This window comes from Paenibacillus sp. tmac-D7 (genome assembly GCF_006519665.1).
Taxonomy (GTDB): Bacteria; Bacillota; Bacilli; order Paenibacillales; family NBRC-103111; genus Paenibacillus_G; species Paenibacillus_G validus.
Map to the genome: position 1 here is coordinate 75,527 of NZ_VIDW01000010.1, position 23,117 is coordinate 98,643.

The following is a 23,117-nucleotide window of genomic DNA, read 5'->3' on the forward strand; positions in this document are numbered from 1 at the left end:
TGCCGAAGGTCAAGCTTTAATCAACATGACTAAGCAGGAACTTTGTGCGCTTAGCCGCAGCACAAATGTTCCTGCTTTAAAGAGAAAGAAGCCTGTGTACCCCGATTGACGCCCTATGCCCTTCCCTTTCCGATGCCTGAGTCCACAACGAAGCCAGAAGTACCCTTCGAGGGGTCTTCGCATTACATAGCGTGACACAGTTGTTCTCAAATTGTGCTGATGGCTCGGTTTACGTCCGACTGGACGGCGGATTTCCCGATAACTGATGCGATGCCTAGGTATCGGTTTCTCTTAATCGGGTCGCTCGGACCAACCCGGACGCGAGCTCAGGCAGAAGCTGCGCCAAGCCAGGCAGCAGCCGGGGCAGAACGGGTGCGTCGAACAGCCATTGAAGCCGACGTCCCCACCGTAGGGGACGCTTGAATTCCCGATGAATGGACTGCGTGTATTCCCGCTCCCAACGGGAAAGTGAAATTTCCCCGCGCAGATAGCGGTCGGCAAGCGGCGTACACAATCGGGCCGAACGCAACGCCATCGACATGCCGTCTCCACAGAGCGGCGGGAGCATGACTGCCGCGTCGCCTACATGGGGAATCAAATCCCAGGCAACCGGCTTGCGGTTTAGATTCACCGGGGCAACCGCCGCCTGCGTACCGGGGACTGGAACGGCTTGCTTCAGCTTTAAGTAAAGCTTCGGGTTGGCGCGGGCCGCGGCGTCAATCATTCCCACAATCGTTGGGTCGACGCTGCGAGAAGCTTGCCGTTTCAGCAGGGCCGCAACGTTGACGAGTCCGCCTTCAATGGGCGATATGCCCAGGTAACCTCCGGGGAAAAAATAGAGCTCGACCACCTGCTCCATGTCGATCCCCCGATAATGGGATTTCACGCCAATATATGAATGCTTGGTTGAACCGGCCGAGCGGTAACCCGGAAGTCCCGCCTGCCGATTGGCACCCCATGCAGCGATAACCGCGCGAGCCTGGTAGGTGATACTTCCCTCCGCCTGTATCGTCTCCAACGAATATCCCCTGTCATGGGGATACACGGATTTAACCGCTGCGGCGGTCTGCACCTGTACGCCTGCGCCTAGCGCAGCGTGATGGAGAGCCGGGTCCAGCGAATGGCGGCTCACCCCGAGAGCCGTGCCGGGCAGAGGAATGTCTATGGCATCCCCCTGGTTGAAGATTAAGCGTGTCCGGTTAATCAAGCTGGGGTCAAGCGCTTCAACGTGGCTGCGCAACCCAAACGCGTTCAACATCTGTCGGGATTCAGGGGAAAGAAACTCGCCGCAAACCTTATGCCGGGGAAACCGCTGCCGGTCGATTAATACCGTATCCCACCCTCTGTCCGCTAAAGCTTTGGCCAAACTGCTGCCGGCGATCCCCGCGCCAACAACCGCTACATCCCGGATGCGATCCTTCATCCCTATTCAACTCCGTCGATGGAATGAGCTCTTCTTGTTCCGATGACGACTACATACCGAAATAACGGCCTCCAGGCATAGAACATGTCCGATACGCCCAGCGCATGCTTAAGTTCCTTCCAATCCGCCGCACGAAACCCTTTGGCTACGGACAACGGTCCGTCTTTTCGAATATACCGGTTATTGGAAATCAATCGCGCCGTAAGCCATACCGCGGCCCACGGGAGCCAGTGCCGATGAATGTCATTGATCACAACGCCCAGCCGGGATGCCTTACACATGCTTGCTACAACCTTGGGCAGCTCGCTTGCCGCAAAATGATGGACAAACTGCGTCCCCGTCGTCACATCCGCACTTGCCTCCGGCAGCTCAAACAAATCACGTCTGATGACCCGTACCCGCGGTTCGTCATGAAAGAAGAGCCTTGCCTCTTCGCAAGCCTCTTCGGTGATATCCACCAACGTGACGCTGAGATCGATCCGGTTCGCATCCGCCCATCTCAGCAGATGCTTATTGACATCCCCCGACCCTGCCCCGATATCCAGGATGGATAAGCGGTCCGGTTGGCCCGCTTCCATCCATAATCGCCGCACGCCGTACAGCGTAGGCGCGGCGGCGGCGAAGATCCGGTTCAGCACGCGAAGATGCTGCAAGGCTTCGCGAAGCTCGGGCCCCCCCATAGACAAGTCATCCATCAATTCGGGCTCTTCGGTCCGCTGACGAAGCGCTTTACACATAGGCACCGCCTGCAAGCTGTTTCTGGATACTGGCGGACGGGACATAAGCGAACTTGATCATCTCCGCGGTCAGGCCGGGACCGAAGGCGAGGGCTATCCCGTTCGCTGGTCCGGAGCCGAGGACTTGCAGCTCCCGTCTCATCTCGTTAAGCACGAACAAGATGGTCGCCGAAGACACATTCCCATACTCGCGAAGTACGGTTCGGCTTGAGCGGGTTTGCTCATGGGTAAGCCCCAACTTGTCTTGCAGCGTATCGACAATCCCCCGGCCGCCGGGATGAATTGCCCATAAATCCGGCTTGATCTCTCCGTTCAAAAAACGCTCTACTTCTGCCGGTATCATACGGCCTATCAGCTTGGGAATGTTGCTGGAAAGATAAAGATCAAAGCCATAATCGCCTACTTCCCACACCATTTCTTCGGAGGAGTCCGGCAGCAGGACGGAATGAGGTTCATGTAACCGAAAGATCGATCTATGGTGAGGTCCGGCGGTACCGACAATACAAGCCGATGCTCCGTCGCCAAAGAACGAAGCGGCGTATAGGTGCTCCCGCTCGCTGGAAGGCTGAATATGCAGCGTGCATAACTCCACACACACAATTAATACGTTGGCGGACGGCTGGCCGGCCACAATTTGCCTGGATAGGCAAACGGCCTTCAAGCCCGCCGCACAGCCTAAAAAATGAAGCGCAATCCGGTTCACGGTGGGAGCGAGTCCCAGCTGGCGGACTAATGCGGTATCCATTCCCGGCAGGAATTGCCCGGTGCAGCTGACCGTGATCAGATGGGTAATATCCGAAGCGTCCATGTCTCCCTCCGAGAGGGCCAGTCTCGCAGCTTGGAGTCCCAATGGAACGGACTGTCGCTTATAGGTTTCCATACGCGCTTCGGTCGTCGGCACATCTTTGTTGGATGTTCGCGGCAAATAACGGCAATCGGAGGCGGACTCCAGCAGGTTAGGTTCACAAGTGTAACGGGTTTCCACTCCGCATTGCTTGAATATTCGCTTTGCCCAGCGCGCAGAGTCGGGCCTATCCTTCAATGCTTCAGCTAATCTTTGAGCAGCTTCGGCTTGTTCGATGCGATAATCCGGCACAGCAGTACCTATTCCCAAGATCGCAATGATTGGATCTGCGTATTCCATTTCCGGCCTCCATCCCCTCGTGCCATGTTCAATAACATCGTGATAATGACGGATAAGCTGCATGCTTTCCTATGTGTATTCATGCCATTTGCACATTATGACGGTTCTGGTTCCATCTTACGAAAAAAGGCAGCCCCTGTAGTCGGAGCTGCTGATCCATCATTTTACTCGCTCATATATCCAATGCCCTGCCAGAATGGCCACGCCTAGAATAAGGTTGAACCATCCGAGTATTTGCGCGACTTTATGTTCCTTCCACATCTTCGCTTGCGCATATCCTTTCACATCAAATTGCAGAATAAACCAACCCGACAGCAGGAGCAAAAAAATCGTAAAATTTTCATAGCCGATCGCAAGGCCCGTAGCCATTGTACCTCCCCCTTATTTTGATGTACGAAAGTCCCTCGCAGCTAGGTAGCCTTCATCCCGATTCGGCGAACATGGATGTTGACCTTGACCTCGACTTGAAGTTCTTTGTATACGTTTTGCCAGGCTTGCTTCGTCTTCACATGCTGGTTCCAATAGGCCGGTTTTTTGGCCCTCACGTATTCGCCGAATCCGAAGATATCGGAGCCTTTCTTCTGGGTATCCGCGATGAATCGCTGATAGCCAGTCAGCAGCTGCGATTCTAGCTGCTGTTCAATTTCATGGATGACGTCATTGCTGAGCTGAACCGATTCGTTCGATTTACTCAGCAGGTTGCCTTCCAGGGAAATCGTGACGTTCATGACGGGCTTCCCGTTTAAGATCCGTACTTTCTTCGTTGATTTCCGGCTTCTGACTTGATACATGAAGTAGTCCCTGGTGCCCGGCACTCTCACGAACGATTGCCCGCCGGCCAGACTGAGGCCCGTGATTCCCATGTATAGCGGAACCTCGATAGGTTTGGAGATGCCTACTAATTTTTCCCCTCTGAAATAGGCCATGCCGCTAATCTGTATATTTTGTTCCTTCTTCAGTTCCACATACGGCAAAAATCCCTCTCTCCCCTTGGAAGAAGAAGCATTCCAGAAAACACCTAGAAAATCGTTAGGGAACCGTCCCATCTTGACCGCTTGATCCATCGTCGTCATGAGATAAAGGGAAGGCACACGTTCAAGCTGCGGCGAGGCAAACATAATATCCGAAGCTTCTTGCTTGCAAATGAACATCCAATTCAATCTGCGCACTTCCGGATTACGCCGAAAGTAATCGTTCAAGTTCTGCATGCCGAGTCTGGCCACGGCTTCGGATACGACGATGATGCGAAGATGGCCGAAAAATAACGGCGGCGAGACCCGCTGCTGTAAAGCGTTGACGGCATCATCGATGGTAAACCCGACGGCATCCACGACCCAAACCGTCCTTTTTCCTCCGCCCCCGCCCCCGCTTTCTCCAGGTCCAAGCGGTATTCGACCGGGGACGGCGATCTGGACGGTAACCTTCACCATACCGGTATCCGAAGCATGAATCTGTCCTTTCAGGTGAGATATTTCCTCGTCCGCCTTTTTCTCCTCCGGATCGGCAGTATCAATGCCAATGCCAAGCACGACGGCCCGCTCCTCAATCTCCTGACGATCCCAGCAGCCCGTGAGCATCGGAATCGTCAGCAGGAAGACGAGCAGCAGGCTAGCCGTTTTGCTCAGTCGGCATACGGTCATGCATCTCCCCCCTCTTCCTTCGGATTACCGCGACCAGCAGCAGGAACATCGGATAGACGATCGTGATCAACAATCCGAATTGTCCGACCCTTACAATAATCTCGTACATATGCAAGATGTTCTGTGGTATCATGGCCAGCACAAACAGGAAGGGCAATATAAATAAGGAGAGCATCTTCTGGTCGCGCAGCCGGAACAGCCTGCTAATCGCGCGGATGGTTAAATAGTAGCTGGAGAACAGCGTTGTAAAAACCGCGGTTACCCAAACTGCAAGAAAGGCCGCGTCCAAGCGTTCAAGAATATTTCCGGGCAGCGCTGTGGTTTTGGCCAGCTCCAGCGTCGGCCATAACAACAGCTTCGTTTCTTCCGGACCGAACACCCCGACCGCTGCGGTTACGATACTGAAATACAGCCCCCCCGCAATGATCATGCCCCAGACGCTCGCCTGCATCGCTTTCTCCGGACGGCGCATGACTGGAATAACGATCGTATGAATGAAGGAGCCTTGAAACAACCCCGCAATCGTCAACATGCCCGACAGCATGCCGTGGGGCTCGTTGCCCCAAAGAGGCTGTAGATTGGTAAGCTGCGCGTTCTTGAGCGATAACGCCACGATCAGGATACAAGGGAACACGATCAGCGGCAAATAAAAATGATGAATATAGGTAAAGGTCGTCTGGTTGTTTCGTGACGACAGCGTCGCGAGCAGCAGCATGACAATAACCGTAACCTCAAGCGGTGTTTTCCTTAATACGGAAGTGATCACCACCTCCCCGAATTCGCGTGCGGCCAGAGACGTAAGCAGCGAGAAAAAACCGATGATCAGGATGCTGCCAAGCCATGCCGGCCATCTGCCCAAGACGACTTCACTGTATTGAATAATCGATTGATTCGGAAAGCGCATACCGAGCTTCGTCACGGTCCACAAGCCTGTGAAGGCTAGCAAAATACCGAGCAGCGTGACGAGCGGCGCTCCGGTGTCGGCGGCACGAGCCGCAAATAGTGGAAGCGGCAGTACGCCAACACCGATGATGGTGCTAATCAATACCGCGGTCGCTTGAATGACGGTCACTTGGCGTGGATACTCCATCTGCTTCCCCCCATTTCTCGTTCCCGACTTTTAGCGGATCCAGCGTATTGTGATAAGATTGATCCAGCTTTTCTTTGACATCATCCCCGAGCCGATTCTGATTGGGCGGATGCAGGAGCGCAGGACGTTTTTTCATTGACCACAGCGGAGCCCTCATCGCCGTGTCCTTCATCCCTTCAAAATTGCCAGGCACGATCGGGCTCAAGTAAGGCACGCCGAACGAGCGGAGGGAAAGCATATGATTGGCAATGAGTATTAATCCGACCATAACGCCGTATAGACCGAACATCCCGGCCAAAACCACAAGCGGAAACCGCAGCAGGCGAAGCGCCAAAGCCGCATTGTAAGCGGGCGTCGCGAAGGAGCCGATAGTCGTGAGCGCAATCGTAACGACCGTGATGGGGCTGACAAAACCGGCCGCGACAGCCGCTTGTCCGATGACAAGAACGCCGACAATCGACAAGGCCCCCCCGATTTGCTGAGGCAGTCGTAAAGTCGCCTCCCTCAACACCTCCATCGACGCCTCCATAACGAGCACCTCGACCACCGAAGGGAAAGGCACGCCCGCACGCCCGCCTGACACGGCAACGGCGAACTCCGTTGGGATCAGCTCCGGGTTGTAGGAAATAATCGCGACATACAAAGAAGGTGTAATCAAAGAGAAAGCAAGCGCGAGCAACCGGGCCAATCGAATGAAGCTGACCATGACAAACCGCTCCGAGTAGTCCTCGGTCGTCTGGTAAAACTGGCTGAATACCGTCGGTGCTATTAAGGCAAAAGGCGAGCCGTCCACCATGATGATGACGCGGCCCTCCAGCATATTGGCCACCGCTTTATCGGGCCGCTCCGTATTTTGCACCTGAGGAAACGGGGAATAATGATTATCCTCGATGAATTGCTCCAAATAGCCCACATCCAGCACGCCGTCAATGTCAATGACGGCCAGCCGGTTCTGAACTTCCTGGATGAGAGCGTCGTTCGCGATTCCTTTAAGGTAGCAAATCGCCACCCGTGACTTCGTAATCCGGCCGATTTTTGTCATTTTTATACGAAAGTCCGGCGTCGGCAAGCGGTAACGCAGAAGCGCGATGTTCGTTTCAAGCTGCTCAATGAACCCTTCGCGCGGTCCGCGGATGACCTGCTCCGTCTCGGGTTGATTGACCGTCCGCTTCGTCACGCTAGCCGTATCCAGCAAGATGGCCTCATCGAATCCCTGTACGGCTACAACGGTCTGTCCGCGCAGCACACCGTCAACAATGACGGACACCTTGCTCTCCAAGGTTCCTTTGCTGTGGTGGAGCGAATCGTAAAGCAGCACATGCTTCAAGCGTTCCGGTTGAATTTCCTTACCCTCCAGATGCGATGGCACATACATGAGAGACTTCATAATCTCGCTGTTGATTGCCGCTTGATCCGCCATATTGGAGAAATACATCAGGATGGCCGGGTGATCGCCGAAAATATGAAAACGCCGCATGATGAGATCCTCGTTCTCTCCAAGCAGCGATTCCAGCAAGCGAATCGTATCCTCCAGTTCCGTCTGAATCTTCATTTGGAGCTCCGGCTTATCAGAAACTGCGGACGGGGAACTTGTACCGCGGCTTCCCCTATTGTTTTTTGTCGGTTTTCTATGTTTAAATCTTTGCCAGAAGAACAATGCCCTGCCTCCTCCAGATAAAGATAAGCCTGAACCGATCGACTTTCCATAGTATGACCTGGCTTGAATGGAAATATGTAGAACTTGGAAAAACACAAACAGCCCGCATAGTATGCAGGCTGCCGGAGAACGGATACGGCCCTCGCCGTGATCATTTTAAGGAGTGCTTGGAAGAGCCAGCTTCGTCACTTCTCCCGTAACGGCATTGCAAATCCAATCGCAATCCAGCGTGTAGACCAAGATCGCGCGTTTTGTTTCGTTTGCCGGAACGCCCTCCTCCAATCTGTAATGCAGGTTCAATTCGACTTTTCCTTTCAGTTTACTCCATGCTTCTTCCATTGCAATTCGGGGTTCTTTATATGCAAGGACGTTAGATTTGGCGGCCATCTTCCAAAATTCCAGGCCGTCCATGACATGGTTCAGCTCCCAACTATCGCGATCTATAAACAAACGGACGGCTCCCCCAATGACAGGTATTCCGTTGTACAGGCGTTGGATCTCAACCTGAAGCCGATTTCCCTGCATGCTCCTTGCCACTTCATGTCCTTCCTTGCGAATAAAGGCGTACTGACACGTTTCTTCGCTCATGTGCTGCTGCAAATAGGAGACGGCGATGTCTTTGGCTTTGATCACCTCTTCATCCGACAGTACGGGAAAAAAAGGATGCGGCGCACAAGGATCTACCTCGGTCACATGATCGCTTACCCTTAAAGCCTCATACTGATCCGCGGAAAATATCGGTTTACGCACAAACTTGACCGGTTGACGGCGCTGCGGCTTTGTTGGCTGCAAATCTATCATTTCGGTCAACTCCCCTCGATCCGCGCTGACCAGACGTCCCGAGACGGCCTCGAACGTATCCTCTTTCCACATATAGTAAGGATGTTCCGATGAAAGCATCCTCATATAGTACAGCATCAATTGCTTCGAATCAAACTGCAGCTTGAAGGCATCCGGCGCTATCGGTATTACGCGATCGTCGAAGATGCAAGCATCCCATCTGCAAAATAAATGAACGAGACCGAACGCTTGATCCAGCTTGATGTTGAACGTCCCAAAATTACGCACAGGAATGCCCGCGTACTGCCTGCCGTAATCCAACTCATACAGATCGCCGTCGATGACCTGCTTCCTCTTTAACTCCAGCTCCGATTCCGAAATGGGCAAGCCTAACTTGCCGATCCATTGAAGAACGTACGGAAAGACGACGGCATATAAGGCATTGTCCATTTCTGCCTTCTGGTCTTTGCCGTTCTTCCTGAACTCATGGCGGTAAAATGCGATCATATGGCCTGAGACGGCATCCAATTCGGCTCGTATCGTCTGCTTGTTCACCAAGCCGTCGTCGTCCAGCGCAGGCTCGCCTTGTTTATTCCACTCCAGCTCAACCTGATAATAGGGCGTCTGGTTAGGCTCCGAATTGCGGTAAATACCGCTATGGATCACGTCATGTGTGACTGGAATATGGAACCAGGCGTTGACTTTAGCTATTGCGTCTTGAACCGTTAGAAGCTTCATGCAGCCACCCTTTCCCCATTCCTGAATCGAACTTGTTCTATTGTACTAGCATTTATTTCCTTGAATCAAGCCAGCGTCGAAAAATATAGTTTACTTAATATTAGTTATGTTGTCTTTTTTGAGTGCATGGCATTTATCATAATCATAAATGTAAGCGAATACATTTTGGGGTATAGGTGCTTTGTCCAGTCTCAGATTTTTTAACCCCTAAGATTCTAGAGTATTACGAAGACGGGCACGGCAGTTCTCAATCCAAAGTCATTTCTAAGGGGGAAGTCCACATGAACATGTGGTTTCGGTCAATGAGCGTTTTGGGCATACTCGGTTTAATCCTCTCCGGCTGCAGCGGCAAAAGTTCCCAAATACCGCAAACCGGCGGGACGAAGCAAGAAGCCAAAGTATTGAACCTTGCAACATCAGTGAATTCACAGCATTCCTTGTATGAAGGCTTGGTCAAGTTCAAGGAAATGGTGGAACAGGAAAGCAATCATAGTCTTCAGGTCAAAATTTTTCACAGCGGTCAAATGGGCGGCGACCGTGAGCTCGCTGAAGCGCTTCAGATCGGAACGGTTCAGGCCGCCATCATCTCTCCATCGGCATTAGGCAATTTTGTCCCGGCCTTTACGGCGTACGATTTGCCGTTTTTATTTGCCGACGAACAACAAGTCGACCGCTTTCTCCATGGCCCGGTCGGCATGGAAATTCTGAACAGCGGCGAGGCCAGGGGCTATGCCGGTTTAAGTTATATGGAGCTCGGATTCCGCAATTTGACAAACAACAAGCACGAAATTAAATCGGTTAAAGATTTGCTGGATATTAAGGTCCGGGTAGCGGAGAATCCGTTGACCGTCGACACGTGGAAAGCATTGGGGGCGAAACCGACACCGATGGCCTTCACAGAGCTCTTTACCGCTCTTCAGCAAGGAACGGTCGATGCCCAGGAGAACCCGTATGGACAGATTGCGGCCACCAAATTTTATGAGGTGCAAAAATATTTAACGAAGACCAATCACACCTATAGTCCCGCACCGCTGATGGCCAGCAAGAAGTTTATGGATTCGCTCAGTAAAGCGGACCAACAAATAATCCGTAAAGCGGCCGAGACCGCAGCCGAACAACAGGTCAAGATCAATCGTGAAAGGGAAACCGCTGCCTTGCAGCTGTTGAAGGACAATGGAATGAAGATCACCGAGCTGTCGCCGCAAGAGTTGGATGGGTTCCGTAAAGCGGTCCAGTCCATTAATGAAAAGTATGCAGACAAAATCGGTAAAGATTTGCTGCCGAAAATTATGGATGCAGTGAAATGAAGCTTCGATCCGCCAAGCCATTCAGATAAATTCAAGTTTCGAGGGGTGTCCATATGAAATGGCTAAGTAAGCTTGACCGTTATTTTGAGGAGATTTGGGCCGCCTCCCTCCTATCCGTCATTTCAGTCCTGTTGTTTCTACAAGTCATATTCCGATACTTCCTTAATCTTCCGCTCGATTGGACCGAAGAGCTAGCCAGATATTTGTTCGTCGCGTTAGTCTATCTTTCGGCCAGTTTAGGGGTCAAGTACAACCGGCATTTTCGAGTCGAACTGCTGACGACACTGCTTCCCCAATCGGCGAATCGTATAGTCGATCTGTTGCGGAATGTGATCTGGCTCCTGTTTGCCATCGTTATGATAAAAATCGGCTGCGAAGTTGCCATAGAGAACATGATTGTCGATCAGCATTCGCCTTCCCTTCAGATCAAGATGGGGTATGTTTATTTCCTCGTGCCATTCGGTTATGCACTCCTATCGCTTCGGATTATGCAAAGGATTTATCGAACGGCTGCCCGTAAAGAACAAACCGGAGGAGAATAGTTATGGAGGCTGTCTGGGTACTGGCTATTTCGCTGTTCATTACATTGCTCCTGGGGATTCCAATTGCCTTCGCCCTGGGGATTTCCGTTCTTCTTTCCTTATGGGCGGGAGGCGTGCCGTTAACCTTTTTGGGACAATTGTCTTTTACGTCTCTGGATTCCTTTCCTATCTTGGCCATTCCCTTGTTTATATTATCAGGCGCCTTGATGGAAACGGGAGGAATATCGCGAAAGGCTCATTGATTTTGTACAAAGCTTTACGGGTCACCTTAGAAGCGGGCTGGGCGTTGCTACCGTGCTGGCGTGCTCCATATTTGCCGCGATCTCCGGATCCAGCCCGGCTACTGTAGCCGCGATCGGAGCGATTATGATACCCGCCATGACTAGCGCCGGATATAAGAAAGAGACAGCCGCCTCCATTTCTGCAACCGGCGGAGGGTTAGGCATCATCATCCCCCCCTCCATTCCGATGATCTTATATGCCATTTCTACAGACACATCCGTTAAGGATATGTTCCTGGCGGGCTTCGGACCTGCCCTCGTCATTATTGTGTTTTTAATCGCGCTTGTCGGCTGGATTTCCAAGAAAGAAGGTGTACGTACCCTTAATCAAGGATTTTCGTTCCGGAACGTGCTCCGTACAGGTTGGTCGGCGAAGTGGAGTTTATTGGGGCCCGTCCTCATATTGGGGGGGATTTACACCGGAATTTTTACCCCGACAGAATCTGCCGCCATCGCAGTGGTATACAGCTTTATCGTGGGCATGTGGATCTACCGGGAACTGACGTGGAAGAAGCTTCCGCAAGTCCTGATCCATAGTTCAATTACGGCGGGTACCGTGTTGATTATTATATGTACGGCCACGGCCTTTGCACAGCTCATCACGCTTTATCAAATTTCGAATGTTTTTGGCGAGTGGATCATTGGCTTATCGAATAACCCCACCGTTTTATTGCTCATCATTGCCCTGTTTTTATTGATCGTCGGCACATTTATGGAAACCGTCACCATCATTATTATTCTCGCTCCTATTTTATTGCCGGTTTTGCAGCCTCTTGGCGTCGATCCTGTTCATTTTGGCATGATCATGGTCATAGGCGCGGAGATCGGCATGCTGACGCCTCCGGTTGGCGTCAACTTATTCGTCGCTTCCAGTATATCCGGCTTGCCGATAGCCAAACTGGATAGAGCCATTATTCCATTCGTTCTATGCATGATCGCCGCTTACTTGGTTATTGTGCTATTGCCGCAAATTTCCTTGCTATTCGTTAAGTAAAACGGCCAATCCCCCTGCTGGCCTTGATAGCTCGTCCGGAATATGAAAATGAACCGTGGAATTAACGCTCCCACGGTTCATTTTTATTCGAGCAGGCTTTCTAACGGACCCTTTTACAGCTCACGCATGTTGCCGCTGATCTCACTGCTCGCAGCGGCTTGACGATTGACTAGATAAATACCCAAACCGATCAAAACGGAACCGATAAATAAAGATAATGTAACCTTTTCATTCAGCAGAATCGTGCCTAGCAAAATGGAAATCAAAGGAACCGCAAAGGTATAGGAGGAAACGCTGCTGGCCTGGCCCTCGTGAATGAGGACAAACCATAACACCCACGCGAACGCAACCCCGATGATGGCGGTAAATAGAAGGCTGAACCAGAAAGGAAGCGTCCACGCGATGGCGAACCAGGACTCCGCCCACAGGCCTACCAACAGCAGAACCAGTCCGCCAACAATAAATTGGCCCGCTACAAGCCAAAGGATGGAAACCTTCTCTTGCACCGATTTGACATAAACCGTGCCCACCGCCCACACGAATGCGGCTGTGATACCGAGAACAATTCCGGTTAGAGAGGAAGCTTCGCTTACTTCTTTAAAGACGCTGATCATGACAACACCTATAAAGCCTAGCAGCAAGCCTGTAATTTTCTTCGGCGACAGCGCTTCGCCCAGCCATATCCTTGCAATAATTCCGACCAGAATAGGCTGCATATAAATAAGCACCGCGGCTAGACCGGAAGGCAGATAGTCGATGGAGAACGTCATTAGGCCTGTAAATAAAACGACATTAAACATAGCCGATATCCCGATAATGTGCCAAGTCCGGGAGAACGAGATGGCTCCGCCCCAGAGGGCCGCAACCACAGCCATCAGGAGACCGCCGAGAAACATGCGCAATCCGGAAAATAAGATGGGCGGGCAATACTCCAACCCGATTTTAATGATGGGAATGCCGGATCCCCAAATGACAATCAACAAAACAAACATGACCATCGTATAGCGGCGGAACATGAGCATTATACGACACTTCTTTCGTTTCGATATCCGGTTCCTTACGATATTTATCATACATCCCCAGCACAAGATTGTCACCTGCTGTAAGAATCGAGAATAATTGTATCCCTTCCGGGACAAGGCTGATGCCTCTGCGGGCGGCCTCGCACTTCCTTCATCGGTCATTAAACAATCCGGCAAACTCGATAATATGTTCTTCCATCGCAAATCGCGCTCCCTTCTCGTCTTTGTTTTTGATTTTGGCAATAATGACATCGTGCTCCGAGATACTTTGAGCAAGATGGGTTTTGAATTGGAAGGAATTGACCAAATAAAAATCGTTCAAATCCCACATGCTCTTCGTGAACTGCAGCAGTTCCTCCGAGCCGGCCATTCTCAAAATCGCTTCATGCAATTTCCTATTTTCAGCAAAATAATGTTCATACGAAAACGGCGTTGTCGTTATGATGCTCTTCAATGATTCGTTAATCGCGATCAGCTCTTGAACCTCTGTATCTTCTCTTCTTCGTGCGGCCAGTCCGGCTGCAAGTCCTTCCAGACACATTCCGATTTGAAAATGGTTAACCATCTGCTCTTTGGTACAATTGACGACGCGGCAGCCCGTTTGCGGGATGATTTCTACAAAACGCTCCATCTCCAGTTTCTTCAAGGCATCAATGACCGGTCTTCGTGAAAAATTCATTTCTTTCGAAATATCCATGACCAATAATTCATCGCCAAACAACCACTTCCCCGTTTTCAAGCCGCTCTTCACGTACTCATACGCCTGTATCGTTTTAGGTATCATTTTGTCCAAGACCAGAACCTCCACCAAATACTAAGATCTTATTGCGTGCTTGGTATCATTCTATGTATCCTTGATCCTATTCATTTCCGTGTTCCGAACTTAACTTAATGGAAACAAACCGATAACTCGCAAGTTAGATTACGTAATATATATTATGTAAACTATATTTCAAAAAGAATCGCCCCTACAGTATCGGGTCGATCTGTACCGCAGCTTGCTTGCCGCTCAGCTGAATCCCGGTTTTGGGGCGTCCGTACGGCTTCAATTCCTGCAGCAGCGACTGCAGCAGCTCCTTCGCTTTCGGACCTTCCTTTCCTTGAAGACGAACGACCGCCAGCACGGCATCGCCGGATTTCAGGATGCGTTCCGCCTGCTGCTTCTTCGTGTCGAAGTCATGCTCTTCGATGTGCGCAGTTAGACGGATTTCCTTGATTTTCGGCTCCCGTTCGCGTTTGCGGGCTTGTTGCTCTTCCTGTTTGGCCGCTCCCTTGCCGATTAGCTTGCAGGGCGGCGGGCTGCTCATCAGCGAAGTGCATACTAAATCGACCTTCAGCTTGCGGGCTAAAGCGAGCGCTTCCGAGGTGGGGACGATCCCCAGCTCCTCGCCGTTGATACCGGTCAATTGAACTTCGGACGCTTTTATCTTTTCATTCATGATCATTGTGAACTCACCCGAACTTTCGTTATAATGATCCATATTACCCGCCAGAAGGAGATTTTTCAATGAGCCGCAAAGAAATGGAAGAGCAAATCATCCGCAATTATCAGCGCGACGAACAAATGATGATCCTCGTATTCGCGCAGTGGTGCGTCAATCACAGTCTGGACCCTATCGATATTTACTTGCGCGCGTATCCGCAGCAAGAAGGCAATGAAGCGCTCCGGCAAGCGGTCGAATTAACGGTGCCCAAGGAAGAATCGGAGGAGATTGGGGATGAGACGCTGCTCGGCGTACTCTCGTTGTTTGGCAACGACGAGCTCGCTTATATCGTCACGGAAGAAATCGCACAGCGCAAGAAGAGCAAACGTTAATCTCCTCATCTCATAACGACAAAGGGCCGCCGCCCCTTACGGTTCGACGACCCTCTAGCGCAAGACCAGGCTCAGCGCCACGTCTCCTGCATCGCCTTCCATGCGGCGATGTCCCTCGGAGGCTTGGCGCCGAGTCTTCTGTCAGCGGGCAGCGCCTTCCACAGCTCAACGAGCGCCGGCAGCTCCAATCCGTAAGCGGCCAGCACGTCGGCCTCCATGAACACGTGCTCCGGCGTACCTTCCATGACGCACGCTCCTTCGTACATGACGAGGATCCAATCGGCCCACGCATAGGCCATGTTCAAATCATGGGTGGCCATCGCCACGGTGATCCCTTGTCCATGAATCCGGTTTAACTCCTCCACCAGCCGATGCTCCGAACGACGATCCAGATAGGCTGTCGGCTCGTCCAGCAGCAGCAGCTCAGGCTCAAGCACGAGCACGCCGGCTAAGGCGACGCGTTTTTTTAGACCCAGACTCAATTGATGAAGCGGAGTCTCCGCCCATGGCGTAAGTCCCATCACATCCAGCATGCGTTCGGTGCGCCGGCGTATTTCCTGCTCCTCCAGGCGGGCGTTGCGCAGCCCGTACGATACGTCCTCGTAAGTCGTATGTAAGATCAACTGCTGCTCCGGGTCTTGAAACACAAGACCGACTTGCCGGCGAAGCCGCTGCAGGTCTTCGTTCTTATAAACGTAAGGCGCATCCTTCCAAAGCATCGTTCCGGACTTCGGCCGGTGAATACCGACGGCATGCAGGAAGAACGTAGATTTGCCCGAGCCGTTAGGTCCGCAAATTGCCGTACGTTTTCCTTCAGGTATACGTATATTCAGCTGACGCAGAGAGGGCGTTTGAGTGCCCGGGTACGTGAACGTGACATCTGAAGCTTCCAATATCGGCTTCATCCTCTCACACTCCCCCCACTCGAAGCCAAATACTGAGCAGCGCGAGCGTCGCAGCACCGAGAATGCCTTCGGCTCCGTAACGTCCTGGAATCGGCTTAGGTTCGTAAGGCATAAAGTGAAGCTCTCCGGTAAATCCCCGCGACATAAGACCCTGTGACAACCCCCGATAACGGTGCATCGTCTTGGCAAACAGCTGTACGAGCAAGGCCGCGACGTCCCGCAGCGTGCGCCAGAAGCCTGCGTGTCCGCCCCGTGCCCGCTGCGCGGCGATCATTCCTTGTGCGGCATCCGAAAGGTGGAACAAGAACCGGTAGGTAATCACCATCAGCTCAAGCACGGCTTGAGGCATGCGAAGCCGCTTCATCACCTGCATCAATTCCGGGAACGGAATCGTGAAGACGATGAACAGCAAACACGCTTCACAGGCGGCTATCCGCACGAACACTTCCACCGCCTGAACCAAGGCCGCCGGTGAAATATACAACCACCCGCGAAATACCGGAACAGCCAGCAGCGCATCCGGCCGGACGCTTGCGGCGGACGAAGCCGCCTCGATTACCCACGCCGGCAAGCTGGTCACATAAAAGAAGCACGATGCGCCGAACAACCAGCTGTACGTCTTTAACGGGATACCCGCGTAACCGACCGTCCAGACCAGCATCCAACAGAAGATCACAGCCTGAACCGCAGGCTGCGCCGCATACGCAAGCGTCAGCAGCACGGCCGTAAATCCGCATTTCCACATCGGGGAAACGTGCCGCAGCTTATTGGTATACGACAAGCTATCGATCGTATGGATCATCGGTTTTTAGATTTCGCGGCGTTTCCTTTATAAAGCCCGACCGTATACCCGATCACGGCAGCGCCGACGGCGGCCTGCAAAGCGAACAGCATGCTCTCGGTTTCCGCAGGCGGCTCCAGCAGCGGAGCAAACCAAGGCTCGTAGGCCGGCGACAGCTGGCGGATCATATCCTCGGCCGCCCCGTCGGCTCCCCCGAATTCTCCGTCGACAAGAAGCAGCGGAAGCGTGCTCAGCAGCACGACGCCGGCGATAAGCAGCCCGTTTTTCATCCTTTTGGTCATGAATGATCGACTCCTTTCGTTGTATGCCGCACAACCGACAAAGCTTCGGCATGGTGCAACCGCAGCCAGTTCCAGACAAGCACAGTCAACAGTCCTTCGCTAATCGCAAGCGGTACTTGCGTGATGGCGAAAATACCCGAAAATTTCATGAACGAGGCGGCAACGCCCCCTTCTGCAGCAGGGAACGCCAGAGCCAGCTGCACGGAAGTTACCAAATACGTCGACAAATCGGCTAGAGCGGCTGCCGTGAAGACGGCCCACACTTCTTTACCCGTCGTCTTCACCATGAATTTGTAGGCGAAGAACCCGACGATCGGGCCGGCAACCGCCATCGCAAACGCATTGGCTCCCAGCGTCGTCAATCCCCCGTGTGCGAGCAGCAAAGCCTGGAACAGCAGAACGATCGAACCGAGCACGCTCATCGGCAGCGGCCCGAACATCACGGTGCCGAGACCGGTTCCGGTCGGATGAGAGCTGCTGCCTGTAACCGAAGGAAGCTTCAAGGCGGACAGTACGAACGTGAACGCAGCCGCCAGACCGAGCAGCAGCTTCAATTCCGGCGACGTCTTCGTGATCCGGGCAATGGCGCGGACGCCGAGCACGAAGAACGGGATAAACACCGCCCACCAGAAGATCGCCCATCCTGGCGGCAAGAATCCCTCCATGATGTGCATCGCATTAGCAGATTGCGGCTCGTTCACGACAAAATAAACGATAAATCCGATGATAACCGCGATCATTGACAAGACTTTGGATGATTTCATTTAATCTCCTCCCATGAATTTGTGCAACAAAAAAAGCATTCCCAACCGTAGACGGTTAGAAATGCTTCTTATCCTGATAAACTTTCGGAACGAAAGGGGCCATTCACCCTCCGTACGAAAACCGATCGCAGCAGCTTCCTAACACCTCCCTATCGTCCGTAGGTATATCAGTGTCGTCAGAACAGGCAGGTCTCCTGGCTACCAGCATCGACGCCCGCAAGCTGCCTTCCCGATCTGGTTGCGAATCAGTGGCTTCGTGGCTGCGAACTACGCTGTTACAGTGGCGGGACCGCATCGGATTTGCACCGAACTTCCCTATTAAGCTTCAACCTGAAGTTGAAGCACCTGTTCCCACAATATGCACTTGTGTAAGACTAGCCTTAATGTACACGAACCTGCCTGTGAATTCAACCCCCATATCTAACCGATTTCCTGCAATTGTGATAAAATAACGGGTACAGCGATCGGTTCAAGCAGCTGTCAACCAACAAAACAATACATAATTATAATTATGTTAACTAATTGCTGAATACAGGCAGTTAAGGAGCGTGGCCCGATGAACGTAATCAAAGTCAAAGACCGTTTGGAGCTGGAGAAAAAAATCCCGCTGATGCCCTGGTACGTGGAGAAATTCATTAATTATAAACTGCCCGACTTGTCTCCCTCTTCCCTGCTCGAATATGTGAGGGATTACGAGACATTCTTCGGCTGGCTGCTCGCCGAAGGGTTGAGTACGGCCGGACAAATGAAAGATGTGCCGCTCCTCGATCTCGAGCGGCTGCATATGGAGAGCATCGATCATTACAAGATGTTCCTCGCCATGCGCAAAACGAACGCCAATTCGAAAACGACCATTTCCCGCAAGCTGTCCTCGCTGCGCTCGTTGTTTCATTATTTGAGTCAAATCGCCGAGGACGAGAATTTCTACCCGCTGCTCAAGCGCAATGTCATGGCGAAGGTGGAAATTAAACGGACGCATAAACCGAAAGACTCGGCGGCCAAGCTCGAAGGCAAGCTGCTGCAGGAGGCGGAGATCGCCGAGTTTATCGACTATGTGAAGACGGGCTACGGCCAAGACGTGGCATCGAACAAGCAGGCGACCTATGCTTACGAGATCAATAAAACACGCGATGCCTGTCTCGTGAGCCTCATCCTCAACTCCGGACTGCGCGTGTCGGAGGTCGTTAACCTGAACGTCGAGGACGTCGATTTGAAGAAGAAGCTTATTTATGCGTTCCGCAAAGGCAAGAACGACGAGACGTTCAAAACGCCCGTCTATTTCCGGCAGGACGCGGTAGATGATCTGGCCTGTTATTTGGAGCTTCGCAGCTCTGTCTACAAAGCGCCGAAACGCGAGAAGGCGCTCTTCCTTGCTTTGGCTAACGGCAAACAGGAAGGCGAGCGTATGACCAAACGGGCGATTCAGGAAATGGTGATCAAATATGCCAAAAGATTCGGCAAACCTTACTTATCGGTTCATAAACTGCGCCATTCGTTCGCGACGGACTATTACTTGCGCAACGATCTGTACAAAACGCAGGAGCAGCTCGGTCACGCCTCGCCCGAAACGACACAAATTTACGCCCATCTAACCGATAAAACAATGTCTGAAGCGATCGACAAAGAGAAGAAGGACGGGATATCCGGTGCGTCTTGACGCCCGGAATTCCCGTCCTTCTTCGTCTGCTTAAGGCCCTTTGCTTACCCAGAACGATACATTGTCGCCTTTCTGGAGCGGAGTGCCCGGCGCAGGACTTTGACGAAACACCGTATTTGCCGAATGCGGGTTTTTCTCCATATAAAACTGGTACCGAAGACCGGCGGCCAGCGCCTGTTTCTCCGCTTCTTCTTTGCTTAGACCGACCAGCTGCGGCGCTGTGACGGCTTGACCTTCTCCGGGTTGCGCCTCCGACGATGACTGAGGCTCAGCCGGTGTCGCGGGTACCGGGTTCGCTGCGGACGGCGTCTCCGGCAAAGCGGAGCTCTGGCCCGATTTCGCGGCGGTTTGCTGCGAGTCCGGAGACTTCCGGCCGATCCCGAGCTCCATAAACAATAGAAACACGCCGACCGCGGTCACGGCCGCCACCGTAAACAAGGCCATGCCGATCAGCGATTTTTTCCAAAAACCGCCGCTCTTAGCTTCTTCCACTTCTTCCACTTCTTCCTCTTCTTCGACGATCTCATCCTTTACGGTTGAACGAACGAGCTCATCCTTGGCCGGTACCGCTGCATGCTCCCGTTTGATCGCGAAGCGCACCTCTTCTTCCTTGTCCGGCATCCCGGCTGCCCCATCCGGCGCCGCCTGTCCGGACAGCTGGCCTAACTGCATGATGAACGACGATAAGGTATGCTGGCCCCTCCATGCACGTCCGAGAAGAACGAGCAATGCGTCCTTACGCTCATCCGTCGTGGCAACGAGAGCCGTACGCAAACGCTGCTCCCTCTGTTCCAGCGACGAAGGAATAGATTCCGTCCCCATAAACAGCTGATAGATCAAGCTGGCAAGTCCTCGAGCGCCCTGCTCGTCGCTCTTCACTTTTTCCCAGCAGTTAATAATTTTAAGGTGACCGTCGTTTCCGATCCAGACGTTGTCCGCCATGACGGAGAAGCCGGCGATGCCTTTTTCCAAGGCGTCTAGCATGCCTTTACTCAGCTCGAACGACATGGCAACGACGTCGGCCAAGGTGAATGCTCGGCGTTGTAGCCTGGCCAACAGCGGTTCCCCGTCGAACGATTTCAGAACGGCGTAAATCGATAAATCTTCGAAGCCGACGTCGAGCACATGCAAGAAGCGGGTATCATTTAAATGAGCTACCTCTTGAATCAAACGCATGTACGCTTGTTGTTCGTCGCGGTTCGGCTGCTCGGATACGAAAATAACGATATCCCGCCGCAGCGACAAATCCGTCCCCTCGAATAAAATACCGTTTTTGGCTGGAATAACCGGTTTTTTGAGTACATAACGGGCACGGAGCGTTTTCTCCATCGTGACCCCCTCCAAGCATTTACTTCTAAGCGATACTCGTTACTAACAGCATTAACCCGATTCGCAGGTTTTTAAACAGAACGGAAGACGGGCGCAAGACGGTTCTTATACGATTCGTACATCATCGTAAATTTGGAGGCGTAATCTGGAAAATCGCTTGCGGGATGCGGATAGGACACCGTTCGATAATCATTAATATTATTAATTATTAGTAATATTAAATATAAGATGACCTTCACATCTGCTTTAAGGTGTATTCGTTGGTAACCGCTTCTATACCTGACAAGTTCCATTCCCGTCTCATAGCCGCTTCATGCACGGATGATCTGACCTGCACGGGAAAACGGCCGAAAAAGACGTTCCCAAGCGACCGTCCTTTTCGCCGCGGCACATGAACAAGCCTACCGTTTAAGCGATGCCTGAAGCAGCGCTTTTACCTTCATCGGCATCTCCCCCTCGCTGTCTTCGTCAGGGCTTGAGCCGGACCATTCGTCCGCACCTACCGGCTCCACGCGCATGCGCTCCGGCGGAAACGGCGATAACAGGCTTTGCAAAAAATCAGGCTCGCCGTTGCGCTTCGAGTCGAGCCACTCCTTCAGCTCCCGTTCCTGTAAAATCGCCGGCATCCGCTCCGTATAATCGTAGAGCAGCCGGTTGGCGGCAGTCGTCATCATGGTGCAAGTCCGAAACTCGCCGTTCTGCTTGTCTTTCCAAATTTCATAAAATCCCGCAACCCCGAAAGTCTTCCGGTCCGTCAACGAAACACGGACATAACGGCGGCGCTTGCCTTCCGCCGCAGATACATAAAACCCGTCGCAAGGAAACACACAGCGGTGTTTGGCAAACAGCTTGCGATACTCGCGTTTTTCCAGAATATCTGCGCCGCTGGTCAATACGGCGTCCTTCGCCCAAAAGGGAATCAGCCCCCAGCGGTACCCTTCCAGCTTGCGCTGTCCCTGCTCGTTCACGATAACCGGCACCGTACGGGTCGGAGCATAATCCGAACGCGGACGGAGCGACATGCGGATGTCGTTCAACTCGAACCGATCGAATAACTCCGTAACCCCGCTCATGAGCGAGAACCGTTCGCACATGTCCATCCCCCCATCTTTATTCATCGATACATTACCAGTATCTTCTTGGGGTAAAATATTATGCACGCCGTCATCGTGAAGCCTTCTTGAAGCGGCGGCGATGAGCAGGGAATGAATGGCACAGTTTGTCCGGTTTATGATACCATAACGAAGTGTAATGAACGAGGAGGCGAACAAATGAGCGGTTATTCAATTCGAACCTACGAAGATACGTATACAGTTTATGAGTTAAAGGAAGCGGACGGCGACGCCTGGTTTCGCATCGTCCCGGAACGGGGAGGCATCGTGACGAGCTACGGAACGGCCGGAGTCGAGCGGCTTTACCTGGATCGGGCTACGCTGCTTGATCCATCCGCCAACATTCGAGGCGGCATTCCGGTACTGTTCCCGGTTAGCGGCTACATAACCGATAACCGTTACGAATGGAAGGGAACTCCATATTCGATGAAAAATCACGGCGTCGCACGGAACCACCCTTGGCGCGTCGAGAAGACCGGCGACGACAACGGCGTCTATATTACGCTGTCGCTCCGGGCTAACGAAGAGACGCTGGCGTCGTTTCCATTCGATTTCGAGCTGAGCTTCACCTACCGTCTGCTGAACGGGACCTTAACGATCGAGCAGCAGTACAGCAATCATTCCGCAGAACCGATGCCGATGTACCCCGGCTTTCACCCGTATTTCCTGGCGGATCGCAAGGCCGTCCGCTATGACATCGATGCGGATCGCTACTATGATTTCAACGATCATCGGGAGAAGCCGTACGAAGGTGAGGTCGATTTGGATCAGCTGCCTGAATCGGTCGTGTTCCTGGATGCGAAGGAACCGCGGATCGGTTTCACGTTCGAAGGCCGGCAAGTTGTCGAAATGACCTACAGCGAGGCGTTCCGATACGTCGTATTATGGTCGATTCAAGACAAGCCTTTCATCTGCGTCGAGCCTTGGATGGCGATGCCCGATGAGCTGAACCGCAAGCAAGAGCTTACGTATGTGCCGGCCGGCGGTGTCGTGCAGGCCGTTCTTGCCATAACGAGCAAATCCGGCGAATAGCAAACACGTGTTCGAAGACGGGCAAGCCGGCCGGGCGCCTTCATGAAACCCTGATGAAAGCCTG

Annotated in this window: 24 protein-coding genes and 1 riboswitch; of the genes, 7 read left to right on the forward strand and 17 right to left on the reverse strand. The window is 52.5% G+C overall.

All coding sequences use genetic code 11. From position 1 onward, the window contains the following. Positions 1-274: 274 nt before the first annotated feature. The 8 genes from FKP33_RS09575 to FKP33_RS09610 form a co-directional block, all read right to left on the reverse strand. Entirely contained in the window at positions 275-1,423 is a 1,149-nt protein-coding gene (locus FKP33_RS09575) for an NAD(P)/FAD-dependent oxidoreductase (RefSeq protein ID WP_141334731.1), read from the reverse strand. A gap of 2 nt (positions 1,424-1,425) precedes the next feature. Beyond that, a complete protein-coding gene (locus FKP33_RS09580; RefSeq protein ID WP_127605928.1) occupies positions 1,426-2,160 on the reverse strand; it encodes a methyltransferase domain-containing protein in 735 nt (244 codons plus the stop codon). Continuing rightward, positions 2,153-3,304, reverse strand: a complete 1,152-nt coding sequence (locus FKP33_RS09585) for a type III polyketide synthase (RefSeq protein WP_141334733.1) — start codon at positions 3,302-3,304, stop codon at positions 2,153-2,155. Before FKP33_RS09585 ends, FKP33_RS09580 begins: the two co-directional genes overlap by 8 nt. Before the next feature lie 159 nt (positions 3,305-3,463). Then, positions 3,464-3,673, reverse strand: coding sequence for a CLC_0170 family protein (locus tag FKP33_RS09590; protein WP_054798949.1), 210 nt, complete (start codon positions 3,671-3,673; stop codon positions 3,464-3,466). Between the two features lie 41 nt (positions 3,674-3,714). Further along, positions 3,715-4,944, reverse strand: coding sequence for a Ger(x)C family spore germination protein (locus FKP33_RS09595; RefSeq protein ID WP_141334735.1), 1,230 nt, complete (start codon positions 4,942-4,944; stop codon positions 3,715-3,717). Beyond that, entirely contained in the window at positions 4,913-6,034 is a 1,122-nt protein-coding gene (locus FKP33_RS09600) for a GerAB/ArcD/ProY family transporter (RefSeq protein WP_127605922.1), read from the reverse strand. The genes FKP33_RS09595 and FKP33_RS09600 overlap by 32 nt, the downstream gene beginning before the upstream one ends. Then, on the reverse strand, positions 5,982-7,586 hold the full coding sequence (locus FKP33_RS09605; RefSeq protein WP_141334737.1) for a spore germination protein: 1,605 nt from the start codon (positions 7,584-7,586) through the stop codon (positions 5,982-5,984). The genes FKP33_RS09600 and FKP33_RS09605 overlap by 53 nt, the downstream gene beginning before the upstream one ends. 261 nt (positions 7,587-7,847) lie before the next feature. Continuing rightward, positions 7,848-9,209, reverse strand: coding sequence for a hypothetical protein (locus FKP33_RS09610; protein ID WP_141334739.1), 1,362 nt, complete (start codon positions 9,207-9,209; stop codon positions 7,848-7,850). A 281-nt stretch (positions 9,210-9,490) separates the two neighbouring features. Between FKP33_RS09610 and dctP the strand changes: the two genes are divergently transcribed. Genes dctP through FKP33_RS09625 form a run of 4 tightly spaced genes read left to right on the forward strand, consistent with a single transcriptional unit; the run spans position 9,491 to position 12,333 of the window. Beyond that, positions 9,491-10,516 (forward strand): TRAP transporter substrate-binding protein DctP, encoded by a 1,026-nt coding sequence (dctP, locus tag FKP33_RS09615; protein WP_141334741.1) that lies wholly within the window; start codon positions 9,491-9,493, stop codon positions 10,514-10,516. 53 nt (positions 10,517-10,569) lie between these two features. Next, entirely contained in the window at positions 10,570-11,058 is a 489-nt protein-coding gene (locus FKP33_RS09620; RefSeq protein WP_141334743.1) for a TRAP transporter small permease, read from the forward strand. A gap of 2 nt (positions 11,059-11,060) precedes the next feature. Next, positions 11,061-11,300: a TRAP transporter permease gene (locus tag FKP33_RS27655; RefSeq protein WP_258313423.1), complete on the forward strand. Its 240-nt coding sequence runs from the start codon at positions 11,061-11,063 to the stop codon at positions 11,298-11,300. A 37-nt stretch (positions 11,301-11,337) separates the two neighbouring features. Beyond that, complete coding sequence (locus FKP33_RS09625) at positions 11,338-12,333, forward strand: TRAP transporter large permease (protein WP_258313425.1); 996 nt, start codon at positions 11,338-11,340, stop codon at positions 12,331-12,333. A gap of 113 nt (positions 12,334-12,446) precedes the next feature. Here the strand turns inward: FKP33_RS09625 and FKP33_RS09630 are convergent, their stop codons facing one another. The 3 genes from FKP33_RS09630 to infC all read right to left on the reverse strand — a co-directional run bounded on the left by FKP33_RS09630 (position 12,447) and on the right by infC (position 14,800). Next, positions 12,447-13,355 carry a DMT family transporter gene (locus tag FKP33_RS09630; protein WP_054798946.1) on the reverse strand — a complete coding sequence of 303 codons (909 nt, stop codon included), beginning with the start codon at positions 13,353-13,355 and terminating at the stop codon, positions 12,447-12,449. Positions 13,356-13,506: 151 nt separating this feature from the next. Then, positions 13,507-14,139 (reverse strand): GntR family transcriptional regulator, encoded by a 633-nt coding sequence (locus FKP33_RS09635; protein WP_258313426.1) that lies wholly within the window; start codon positions 14,137-14,139, stop codon positions 13,507-13,509. A 184-nt stretch (positions 14,140-14,323) separates the two neighbouring features. Then, positions 14,324-14,800 (reverse strand): translation initiation factor IF-3, encoded by a 477-nt coding sequence (infC, locus tag FKP33_RS09640; RefSeq protein ID WP_127605908.1) that lies wholly within the window; start codon positions 14,798-14,800, stop codon positions 14,324-14,326. 62 nt (positions 14,801-14,862) lie between these two features. On the opposite strand from infC, the gene FKP33_RS09645 reads away from it, so the two are divergent. Further along, the gene (locus FKP33_RS09645) at positions 14,863-15,171 is read left to right on the forward strand and encodes a hypothetical protein (protein ID WP_141334748.1); all 309 of its coding nucleotides are present in this window, start codon (positions 14,863-14,865) and stop codon (positions 15,169-15,171) included. A 71-nt stretch (positions 15,172-15,242) separates the two neighbouring features. On the opposite strand, the gene FKP33_RS09650 is transcribed toward FKP33_RS09645, so the two are convergent. The 4 genes from FKP33_RS09650 to FKP33_RS09665 are packed head-to-tail and all read right to left on the reverse strand — an operon-like array spanning position 15,243 to position 17,923. Then, on the reverse strand, positions 15,243-16,076 hold the full coding sequence (locus tag FKP33_RS09650) for an energy-coupling factor ABC transporter ATP-binding protein (protein WP_141334750.1): 834 nt from the start codon (positions 16,074-16,076) through the stop codon (positions 15,243-15,245). A 4-nt stretch (positions 16,077-16,080) separates the two neighbouring features. Beyond that, a complete protein-coding gene (gene cbiQ, locus FKP33_RS09655; protein WP_141334752.1) occupies positions 16,081-16,878 on the reverse strand; it encodes a cobalt ECF transporter T component CbiQ in 798 nt (265 codons plus the stop codon). Beyond that, positions 16,875-17,159 carry an energy-coupling factor ABC transporter substrate-binding protein gene (locus FKP33_RS09660; RefSeq protein ID WP_141334754.1) on the reverse strand — a complete coding sequence of 95 codons (285 nt, stop codon included), beginning with the start codon at positions 17,157-17,159 and terminating at the stop codon, positions 16,875-16,877. The genes cbiQ and FKP33_RS09660 overlap by 4 nt, the downstream gene beginning before the upstream one ends. Continuing rightward, entirely contained in the window at positions 17,156-17,923 is a 768-nt protein-coding gene (locus FKP33_RS09665; RefSeq protein WP_054795449.1) for an energy-coupling factor ABC transporter permease, read from the reverse strand. The genes FKP33_RS09660 and FKP33_RS09665 overlap by 4 nt, the downstream gene beginning before the upstream one ends. A 167-nt stretch (positions 17,924-18,090) precedes the next feature. Beyond that, a riboswitch (cobalamin riboswitch) is annotated at positions 18,091-18,287 on the reverse strand. A 192-nt stretch (positions 18,288-18,479) separates the two neighbouring features. Between FKP33_RS09665 and xerS the strand changes: the two genes are divergently transcribed. After that, positions 18,480-19,580 (forward strand): tyrosine recombinase XerS, encoded by a 1,101-nt coding sequence (gene xerS, locus FKP33_RS09670; RefSeq protein ID WP_141334756.1) that lies wholly within the window; start codon positions 18,480-18,482, stop codon positions 19,578-19,580. A 30-nt stretch (positions 19,581-19,610) separates the two neighbouring features. Here xerS and FKP33_RS09675 read toward each other — a convergent pair whose 3' ends face one another. Next, entirely contained in the window at positions 19,611-20,909 is a 1,299-nt protein-coding gene (locus FKP33_RS09675; protein WP_141334758.1) for a PASTA domain-containing protein, read from the reverse strand. 401 nt (positions 20,910-21,310) lie between these two features. Then, on the reverse strand, positions 21,311-22,003 hold the full coding sequence (locus tag FKP33_RS09680) for an SOS response-associated peptidase (protein WP_181410101.1): 693 nt from the start codon (positions 22,001-22,003) through the stop codon (positions 21,311-21,313). Between the two features lie 177 nt (positions 22,004-22,180). Between FKP33_RS09680 and FKP33_RS09685 the strand changes: the two genes are divergently transcribed. Continuing rightward, positions 22,181-23,053 (forward strand): aldose epimerase family protein, encoded by an 873-nt coding sequence (locus FKP33_RS09685; protein WP_127605883.1) that lies wholly within the window; start codon positions 22,181-22,183, stop codon positions 23,051-23,053. Positions 23,054-23,117 lie beyond the last annotated feature (64 nt).